The 8804-nt window shown below is 51.1% G+C and carries 10 protein-coding genes and 1 pseudogene; 9 read left to right on the top strand and 2 right to left on the bottom strand.

The window, feature by feature from the left end:
- Window positions 1-360: pseudogene (locus AB5Y92_RS21595) on the top strand (hypothetical protein); the annotation flags it as partial.
- A gap of 589 nt (window positions 361-949) precedes the next feature.
- On the opposite strand, the gene AB5Y92_RS21590 reads toward AB5Y92_RS21595, so the two are convergent.
- Complete coding sequence (locus AB5Y92_RS21590) at window positions 950-2068, bottom strand: PD-(D/E)XK nuclease family protein (protein ID WP_335876291.1); 1119 nt, start codon at window positions 2066-2068, stop codon at window positions 950-952.
- Window positions 2069-2143: 75 nt separating this feature from the next.
- Window positions 2144-2932, bottom strand: a complete 789-nt coding sequence (locus AB5Y92_RS21585) for an NYN domain-containing protein (RefSeq protein WP_368227746.1) — start codon at window positions 2930-2932, stop codon at window positions 2144-2146.
- 187 nt (window positions 2933-3119) lie between these two features.
- Between AB5Y92_RS21585 and AB5Y92_RS21580 the strand changes: the two genes are divergently transcribed.
- The 8 genes from AB5Y92_RS21580 to AB5Y92_RS21545 all read left to right on the top strand — a co-directional run bounded on the left by AB5Y92_RS21580 (window position 3120) and on the right by AB5Y92_RS21545 (window position 8684).
- A complete protein-coding gene (locus AB5Y92_RS21580) occupies window positions 3120-3338 on the top strand; it encodes a hypothetical protein (RefSeq protein WP_167567832.1) in 219 nt (72 codons plus the stop codon).
- Between the two features lie 12 nt (window positions 3339-3350).
- Complete coding sequence (locus AB5Y92_RS21575; RefSeq protein ID WP_335876293.1) at window positions 3351-3875, top strand: hypothetical protein; 525 nt, start codon at window positions 3351-3353, stop codon at window positions 3873-3875.
- A 19-nt stretch (window positions 3876-3894) separates the two neighbouring features.
- A complete protein-coding gene (locus AB5Y92_RS21570) occupies window positions 3895-4389 on the top strand; it encodes a hypothetical protein (protein WP_335876294.1) in 495 nt (164 codons plus the stop codon).
- A 66-nt stretch (window positions 4390-4455) separates the two neighbouring features.
- Complete coding sequence (locus AB5Y92_RS21565; RefSeq protein ID WP_335876295.1) at window positions 4456-4902, top strand: DUF2787 domain-containing protein; 447 nt, start codon at window positions 4456-4458, stop codon at window positions 4900-4902.
- 183 nt (window positions 4903-5085) lie between these two features.
- Window positions 5086-6312, top strand: coding sequence for a tyrosine-type recombinase/integrase (locus AB5Y92_RS21560; RefSeq protein WP_368227742.1), 1227 nt, complete (start codon window positions 5086-5088; stop codon window positions 6310-6312).
- 197 nt (window positions 6313-6509) lie between these two features.
- Window positions 6510-6749, top strand: a complete 240-nt coding sequence (locus tag AB5Y92_RS21555) for a hypothetical protein (protein ID WP_167557127.1) — start codon at window positions 6510-6512, stop codon at window positions 6747-6749.
- A gap of 316 nt (window positions 6750-7065) precedes the next feature.
- Entirely contained in the window at window positions 7066-7947 is an 882-nt protein-coding gene (locus AB5Y92_RS21550) for a helix-turn-helix transcriptional regulator (protein ID WP_368227739.1), read from the top strand.
- A gap of 92 nt (window positions 7948-8039) precedes the next feature.
- Complete coding sequence (locus AB5Y92_RS21545) at window positions 8040-8684, top strand: TM2 domain-containing protein (RefSeq protein ID WP_368227736.1); 645 nt, start codon at window positions 8040-8042, stop codon at window positions 8682-8684.
- Window positions 8685-8804: the final 120 nt, after the last annotated feature.

Below are 8804 nucleotides of genomic sequence, written 5' to 3'. Positions count from 1 at the left end.
GAAGCGTTTCAGGGGGTTGCCCTGCTGCCGGTGCTGGCCGCCAAGGTGAGTTGGCTGTTTGACCTGCTGTTCGGCTTCCAGCAGCCGGAGCTGGTTGCCTTCCCGGCTACCTCCCTCGGTGCGGTCGGTGCCGCCATGTCGCTGGTGCCCCCTTTTATCGCCAAGGGGTGGATCACTGGTAACGAGGTCGCGGTGTTTACCGCCATGGGGATGTGCTGGAGCGGCTTCCTGAGCACCCACACCGCCATGCTCGATGCCCTCGGCTATCGCCACCTCACCTCCCGCGCCATCGTCGCCCACACCATCGGCGGCCTGTGCGCCGGTGTGGCGGCGCATCAGCTCTATCTACTGCTGGGCTGAGTCGGGTTCAGATGTGGATACAAAAAGAGGCTCTTCGGAGCCTCTTTGCATTTCTGGCTGTGAGTTACCGTGTCATAAGCCGTCCCGGTCTATATCCGGTCTTGGTGGCCAAGGTATGTACGTGGCGCTCGGCACCACAAAGATGACTAGATAGGCGAGTGCGACGACAGGCCATTTCTCCGGTCGTCAGCTCCGGTCTTTGCGGCTGGAGAGCTTGGTGAGATTGAGATCCGCCAGTACCGAGTGGCAGTGCAGGTGTGCATGGTAGACCAGCTCAGAGTTTCCGGTCTGCAGTTCCGGTCTTTAACGCTGAGTGTATTGGCTATGGTAAGACCGGAGGAGGGCCGGAGAGACGCAACTAGGGGAATGGCAGGCAAGAGCGAGAGTGGGCGGTAAGCCTGATGTCAAAAACCACCCAGCAGAGTTGACCGGATATGCTCAGTGGTGGTCTGGGGGATATCCGGTCTGTACGGCAATCAGAAGACTAAGATGCCGCTTGATGGCTTGAGTTTAAGCCAAACACAAAGCAGTTGATCGGGTTCATCAAGCGGCGCAGGATTTTAGCACGCTGAAAGGGGGCTGAGAAAAATCACTTCTGCAAAATTTTGCTCATCCATGCCGCGAGAGTTTCGAGTGCGGCTAGAACACTCACTTTATCCGTGTGACAGGCGATGTAGTTGATTTCCAGTGTGTTTTTTGTGATTTTTATTTCACTATCAGCATTCATCATATCTCCCAGTTCGGGATAGCGTTTACCCTGCGTTATTGAGGCATGTAATTCATCGGTCAATGGGTAATTACTTTTACATATCCAAGCGTTTATATAATAAGATAAACCATTTCCAACAGTCGATGGGTAATATACGAAGCTCACGCCGCTGCCCTCCCATGTCGAAGGCGATAGATGAATCGCTTTATAATTACACTCCCAATTGTTCGTTGAAATGGAAATATTGGTGTCTGATATGGCGTTGCTTAGCACAGACTTCACATCATTGATTGTTTGTTTCTTAAATAGAGCAAGAGCCTCCTCAACCTTCACTAATGCATGAAAGTTATCTTCAACGAACTGAATATCCTTTTTCTTCATAACAGCCTCTTCTACCAAACCGCTTAATGACAACAAGTGCTCTAAAAATTCACGGTAGAACACAGTCCATTTGCTAAATTCATCCTTTAACATCTCAAGGCCAAAGTTCTCCAGAGCCGACTGTACCAACTTAGAGTAGGTAATCGTTTCCCACCCTTCGATACCTGCCGCCTTATTTGAGTCGGGCTTTAATATGCAACGATAAACTATTTGATTGTTGTCAACTTGTTGGTCTAAATAGTTATTGTAATCAGAGAATGGATTATACGTATCAGCAAATACTTTGTTTTCTATGCCGATTATAAAGTCATCATGCTTGATAAATATATCCAAGCGAGATTTCTGGCTTGTGCTAGCCTCCCTGAAAACGACAGAGGATGATAAATCAATGCCATCAATATCATGCCCAAGAATCTTGAGGAGGGATGTTAACAACCAGGGGTTGGTATAGTTATCCTTGCCCATAAATAGTGCCATTAGGTCACTAGTTGGGTTTTCAAGGTAGCCAGCGCCACTCGCAGCAAAGAAATTAGGTACGGTTGTCTCTTCGGGTTGAAATGCTAATAAATACTCTATGACATCTCTTCCAATAGCTTCACTTAATAATTTATCGTCCATAAAAGCTTATCCTAGTAATATTATACGTATTTATACACCTGAGCAAACGAGCACCAGCACTCAACTCCAAACTATTCATGCGCATTTTTTAGGATTTTTTGGCCGGTAAGCGATGATGTTAACCCGTCCTTTACCTTTAAACTTCGCAAGATCAAATAGGCCCGTTTTTTCTATTAGCTCTGGTAATTTTGTCACCCCATAAGTTCTGGAGTCATAGTCAGGTTTTATTCTTTTCAAAAGATTCCCTACACCAGCAATGTTGGCCCAATCGCTGTCATTATTTTCAAACTCCACGAGACCTGAAGTTAACTCATCATCTTTAAACTGTTGCCAGCCAGAAAATAAAATATCTATGATTTCTTGCGGAATAACGCCAGTTGATTTTCTGACTGCATCATTGGATGGTGATGAAATGGCCGTGTCACCGAGGTTCTCAGTAAGAATGAAATTGTCACATGAATTTCTAAAGGCTATCGGGGTTTTGTTTTCTCCAACACCAAAAACATACATCTCTGCTTCTCTCAAGCGAGAGGCTAGCTTGGTGAAATCACTGTCCGAGGAGATTATAACAAACGCATCGTAGCGGTTTGTATATAGTAAGTCCATTGCATCTATTATTAGCGATGCATCAGTTGAATTTTTCCCAGTTGTATACGCGAACTGTTGTATTGGCTGGATTGCCAATTCGTTTAGCGTCGTTTTCCAGTTTTTAAGATGTTCGCTAGACCAATCACCATAGGCTCGCTTTGTGATAATATGCCCATGAGTTGATATCTCGTTGAGAATGAATTTTATTTTTGAGTATTGCGCGTTATCTGCATCGATCAGAACCACAATTTTCTTATGCTCATTTAAATCTAGCATCCATATCCTCCCTCGCCATCCTTGATATATATATGATTAACTAGGGCATGGTGCGTGAAATACATATAATGCGCAACCGCTTACGTCACATTTTGAAACATATATTAAAACCATGTTCATCCAGAACATCAGGCCCTGAGCTAACCGCTCAGGGCCTTTTTCATAACCACGATTTAAAGGACAGAGCATGTTTATCCACCAAATTTTGCGCAAACAAGTAGCCGCAATCAGTATCAAGCCAATGAGAGACGGCAGCATTGATTTCACGGTAAAGGGCAGCACCAAGGGGGCGATCAAAGGCGCTATCACCGGAGCGGGTATCGGTGCCAGGGGAGGAATCCCAGGAGCCGTCGCTGGCACCATCATCGGCGGCACTATCGGCTACATCACTGGGCCAGCGGACTGAGGGAGGTTAGCCATGGATGAGTTCATTCAAGAAGGGAAATTCGCTTCCCACGCGACGCTAAAGGGCTATGCCTACAGCTGGCAGACGCTGAGCTTACTGATGCAGGAGGTCATCACAAACGGCATGTATGTTCCTGAGTTCCTGCCAGATGAAAATCAGCCTGTGCTGCTGGTCGTGGTCAAAGAGGCGACTGTGCTCAAGGCCAAGTCCCTGCACAGCGAAGCGCCCGAAGTATTGATTTCGATAGCATCCCATACTGGCGAGTCAGTCCGGGATGACGACAACGGTTACTACGCCGACTACTGGCGGCTAGCTGCGGGAACTATCAAGCTGATCGACTGTGCAGAAGATGCCGTGTTCTGGCTGCCTCTCCCAGAAGTGGAAGCATGGGAGCCCTATCGCTTCTCTGGTTATGGCTCACCGTTCGATGCTCTATCTGCACCACTCCCAGTATTTCAGCATCTGTCCTTCGCTCTCAAGCCAGATCAAAGCTCGCCTGATTTGGGCACCACTATCTACCTGAAATCCATTATCTGATTTACCCGAGGATCCCAATATGAATAGCAAGACCAACAAGCAAGCCGTCAACCAGCAAGCCAATACCCAGCCCGAGAACAAGCCCAGCGATAAGCCCGAGCCGCCCGCCAAGGTTATCTTGATCAGTGGTGTCGCTACCTTGCTCTCGCCAGGCTCAACTACCACAGTGGGTTATGAGATAGGCCATGAGCCCGAGCAGGCTGAGCTGTTGATCCGTCTGACCGGAAGCAGCGGCGGGGGCTTGTGTTCCAAGGAGTGGTTCGGCTTGGCACAAGTCGTAGATCTACTGAAGGAGCAACAGCCAGACAAGGCATTTACTTCCGGCCTGTTCAAGGTGATCTGGCACTTCAAAGGCAGCAGCAATAACGCGGGATTTTTGGCTGCCGTACTGCGCCATCTGGAATTGACCAAGGCAGCCCCTGAAGTGCGGTTCGGCCATCTGATCACGGGCAAGCATATCGAGTGGTTTGACAGCCTCAAGGCCAAGTTGCCAGAGATCAGCGCCACCAACTAACCCACGTGGCCAGCCCGCACCACTTCAATACTCGAATACCTACCTTTCAGTTAAAGAGAATCCAATATGAAACCTACCCTCGTTATCACGGGCTTGCCTGTGAGGATAAGTCACGACCTGCAAACGCTACTGGAGCAGGCCATCAGCTCGGCGTTCGAGGATTTCCCTGATGAGATCCCGGATGGCACAACACCAGTAGCCCTGACCCTCAACTATCGAGACCCAGACTACAGCGCAACAACTGGAGGCTATCACCCTGTCGAGATCCGTCTTGAACGCTGGGATGACGGCTGGCATCTGCACTACGTCACCGACTTTGCCTATGTGGGCCAAGGCTGGTGTACCGAGTTGGCCAAGGAGTTGGACTTCGATTTCAGCATGGGTGAGTACACCCATTCGTTGATGGGGAAAATGTCACTGCCAGAGGTGCATGAGTGGTTTGAGCTCTGGCAGCTTAACTTTTGCTGCTACGTGCAGATGGACGTATTCACCCTGACAGTGACGCCAGACTGACGACCAAGACCAGATATCGACCGGAAAGCAGTTGGCCGTGAGTGGGTACACCATCAGCGGCCAACATCACCATCAACAGATAAATCAGTACCACCAGACCGGCACAGGGATCCGACCTCCCTGTGCTGTTTTTTCGTGGGGCAATGCCAGCCCCTGCTCACACCAGTTAACAGGAGTTCCACTATGTCAGATCTCCCATCTCGTTTTCGCTTCACCCAAAAAGCGATTGAGGCGCTGCCACCCAATCCCGCAAATGCAAAATCCACAGAGGCCGAATACAGCGACACCCAGATCTCGGGGCTCAAATGCTTGGTAGGGAAAGGGGAGGGCAACAAGAAGTTCCTGATGCGGTATCTGTGGCATGGCCGCAAGCGAGCTATTGCCATAGGTCGCTTTCCAGACGTAGACCTGAACACGGCCAGAGAGATTGCCACGGACTATAAACGGCTGCTGTCACAAGGCATCGACCCCAAGCAACTGAAGGAGGATAAACGGCAAGAGCTCACGTTGCATGAGCTGTTCCAGCTGCATTACCTGCCTTATGCCAAGCATCATAAGCGGTCCTGGCAGAACGACGAGCAGCGGTTCCGGGATCACCTGCAACCAGCGCTGGGCTCTCGGCTGTTATCGGAAATCAATCTGGAGCAAGGGCAAGCGCTGCAAACCAGTCTGATGAGCCAGTGCAAGCCAGCGACTAACAACCGCATAACCACGCTGCTCAAGGCTATCCTGACGTGGAGTGTGCGGATGGGATATTTGCAGCAGCACCCTTTGGTCTATCTGAAGACACTCCCCGAGAACAACCAGCGAACCCGATTCCTCGATAAGGCTGAGATCCGACGTTTGTTCATGGCTGCGGATGCTGACGAGAACCGCTATGCAGGGCAGTACGTCAAACTGCTGTTGCTGACGGGTCTGCGCAAAGATGAGCTGAGGCTCGCCAAGTGGGAGCACATCGACATGGTGCATCAGACGCTGTTTATCCCGCACACCAAGAACGGCAAGAGCCGGATCCTGCATATGAATCACATGGCTATGCAGGTTTTGCAGGATACACCAGTGATAGCGGGAAACCCCTTCCTGTTCCCTGGCCAGAAGCCGGGGCAGCCGTTGAACAATGTCACCAAGCCATTTAACCGGATGCTGAAACGAGCACAAATCGTGGGGCAAGTATGTATTCACACCTGCCGTCATTCGGTGGCTGCGTTGATTGTCTCCAGCGGTGGCACCTTGTATGACGTACAGGCACAGTTGGGCCATTCAAGCAGCCAATCCAGTCAGCGATATGCCCACCTACACGCCAGCAGATTGCGCCATACCAGCGCACAGGTGGCGAACTGCGTGGAGCAAGCGTTGATCGCTCCCAGCTCAGTCAAAGCGGAGTCGATTAGCTTGCAAAGGGCAGGATAAGCAAGCCAATGCAGGGAGGTTACTTCGGGGGCCTTCTCGCCAGCCTGTTATTGCGTGGGCTGGCGAGTTTTGTGGTCTGGGCATTGGGTTGAATGGTAGGCTGATACCCACGACTGAGTCTGTTAATCAGTAAGCAAGACAGTCACAATCAAGGCCAAGAGATTGAAAAAATTCATTTTTAAAAGGGGGCTAGTCGAATGTACACCCATGTTGCGATGTTGAATGCCAATTACCGGATGATAGGTTTATCTGCGGACTGGGTATACCAAACGTGGTTGATAAAGGGTTCAACCGCACAAGGCATCGTTATCTTTGAAAATGAAGATAACGATTCATATGAGGTCGTGGACTTCCATTACGAGGACGAAGAGCGTATAGAAAAAATGCTATTCGCCGGAAGTCTGGAGAATGCAGTAGCTTTCGCAGCGCAGCTTTAATTAGACAGCTTTGTACAACTGCCGCTAGTTCACTCGGCATCTAGGTGAGCAGAGTAGGGGATGTATCCACCATCCCCAACGGGTATAACACACCACCCCGCCAGCCCCCGCTGGGCATGGCTTCCTGAAATCAGGCGTGGCGCGTGTCAGCATTTTCGCGTCAGCTGGTGCTACCAATCGGGCCAGATACCAACCCCACAGTCGCTATATCAACTCTGCTTATCCAAATACTTTCCTGTCGTGAAGATCCAGGTCGACACGCCCTGTCGGGCGATACCGCGACACTTGGATACCTTTGACTACGATGATCCCTTGGATGGCAGAACACGACACCCTAGCCCAGCGCCTCGGCGTGATCCTGACCAAGCTCAACAATGGGCAGAGGCTGGTGATCTCCGAACTGGCCACCGAGTTCAACGTCTCGGCCCGTACTATCCAGCGAGACCTGAACGTCAGATTGGCTTACCTACCACTGGAGCGGGAGGGGCAGACCTATTGGCTGGAACCATCCTACTTCGGCAGAGCATCGACCCCCGTCATCCTTCGTCTATGCGAGCAAGTCGGGGCCAAATCGCTGTTCCCGGAAGATCACGACGCTCTGCTCAAGCAATGGCTCAACCCCAATGGGTCCCCCGTGTTCGTTCTGTCAGGCTTTCAACTCGATGAAGATGACAGCCACCACCAGTGGCTAAAGCCACTTGCCAAGGCAATCAGCCAACAGCTCAACGTCAGGCTGTCATGGGTAGGTGAGCAAGCAGAGCAGGAGCTTGAGCCATATCGTCTGGTCAATAAGCGGGGGCGCTGGTACTTGGCGGGAGTGATGGCAGATGCGCCATTTATCGAGCCTTTGTCGAGAATTGCCAGCCTCAAGCAGATAGAAACGCCATCAACGATAAGCGAGACACAGCAGCACCTTCTTCAACGCCTCATCGAGCAAGAGGCTATCCCCACTCACGAAGTCGTGATCAAGGCTGCTTCGCCCATAGCCCACGAATTCAAGCTCAGGAACATCCTTCCCGAGCAGGCTCTTATCAGAGAGCTGGAGGACGGCAGCATCTTGCTGGCAAGCCGCGTTTTCGATGGTGCACAGCTGCTGCCTGTGATCAAAACGTACCTGCCGCACCTTGAGGTGATCAGCCCTGCTGGGATCCAAGCGTTGGTCAAACGTGACCTCAAGACCCTGCTTAGCCGGATGTAAGCCAAATTTTCACGCCACTTATTTCAATCCTCGACACCACCTGTCGGGGCTAATCACCACTATCGGTAGTTCAACCAACAAGGAGCAAAAACATGGGATCTCCCACGATAACCAAGTTATCAGACCTCGTTCTACGTAGTCATGCCGACTATGAAACAGTCTTTGAGCACGTAGCCGCTCACCTGCAAGCAGAGGGTGGCACCATCAAGGTTGTTGACCGAGCCAAAGGGACACTGGAAGCGTCCTGGAAGTACGGTATCAACCCATTCGGATTGCGCGTGACAGTCCATTTCAGTTCACTAGAAGAAGGGATTGTCGAGCTATCGCTGACAGGCTCCTTCGTTGATGCGATCGACACATGGGGCACCGCTAAGAAGAAGGCTAAAGCGATCGCGGAGGTGCTCCCCTCACCTATCGATGTAGCCGCGTGGCCTATCCGTGAGCAGGCGTCGGTTCCAGCTTCAACTCAACCAGCACCAGCGGGAGGCACCGTTCACCATAGAGGTAAGCGAAAGGTCTTGATGGCCCTGTTGGTCTTCTTTGGTGGTGGAATTGGCCTGCACAAGTTCTATGCCGGTAACTGGGGCTGGGGTCTGATCTATCTGGCCGCTTGCACCACTGGGATCCCGGTTCTGCTCTCTCTGGTCGAGTTCATCAAGGTGCTTTGTCTGTCCCAAGAAGAATTCGACAAGCGTTACAACTATCAGGCTGTGAGGGCATTTCAATGGGTATGGTAAGGGTAAAGAGGCTCGTTCTGGCTGCCAGTGTTTCACTGCTGATGGCACCAGCGGCTCAAGCCGGATTGCTCAGTAAATGGGACGAACTGACCGTGAAAGGGGGAGAACTGGAGAGCTGTC

Source organism: Aeromonas sp. R1-1 (assembly GCF_040908495.1).
Classification (GTDB): domain Bacteria; phylum Pseudomonadota; class Gammaproteobacteria; order Enterobacterales; family Aeromonadaceae; genus Aeromonas; species Aeromonas veronii.
The sequence above is the reverse complement of the archived record's forward strand: the minus strand, read 5'-3'. Positions and strand labels throughout refer to the sequence as shown.

What these genes read in the sequence shown, in the direction of transcription:
- AB5Y92_RS21590 (WP_335876291.1), bottom strand. Translation starts at nt 2,068, where the DNA reads ATGGACGATAAATTATTAAGTGAAGCTATTGGAAGAGATGTCATAGAG.
- AB5Y92_RS21585 (WP_368227746.1), bottom strand. Translation starts at nt 2,932, where the DNA reads ATGCTAGATTTAAATGAGCATAAGAAAATTGTGGTTCTGATCGATGCA.
- AB5Y92_RS21580 (WP_167567832.1), top strand. Translation starts at nt 3,120, where the DNA reads ATGTTTATCCACCAAATTTTGCGCAAACAAGTAGCCGCAATCAGTATC.
- AB5Y92_RS21575 (WP_335876293.1), top strand. Translation starts at nt 3,351, where the DNA reads ATGGATGAGTTCATTCAAGAAGGGAAATTCGCTTCCCACGCGACGCTA.
- AB5Y92_RS21570 (WP_335876294.1), top strand. Translation starts at nt 3,895, where the DNA reads ATGAATAGCAAGACCAACAAGCAAGCCGTCAACCAGCAAGCCAATACC.
- AB5Y92_RS21565 (WP_335876295.1), top strand. Translation starts at nt 4,456, where the DNA reads ATGAAACCTACCCTCGTTATCACGGGCTTGCCTGTGAGGATAAGTCAC.
- AB5Y92_RS21560 (WP_368227742.1), top strand. Translation starts at nt 5,086, where the DNA reads ATGTCAGATCTCCCATCTCGTTTTCGCTTCACCCAAAAAGCGATTGAG.
- AB5Y92_RS21555 (WP_167557127.1), top strand. Translation starts at nt 6,510, where the DNA reads ATGTACACCCATGTTGCGATGTTGAATGCCAATTACCGGATGATAGGT.
- AB5Y92_RS21550 (WP_368227739.1), top strand. Translation starts at nt 7,066, where the DNA reads ATGGCAGAACACGACACCCTAGCCCAGCGCCTCGGCGTGATCCTGACC.
- AB5Y92_RS21545 (WP_368227736.1), top strand. Translation starts at nt 8,040, where the DNA reads ATGGGATCTCCCACGATAACCAAGTTATCAGACCTCGTTCTACGTAGT.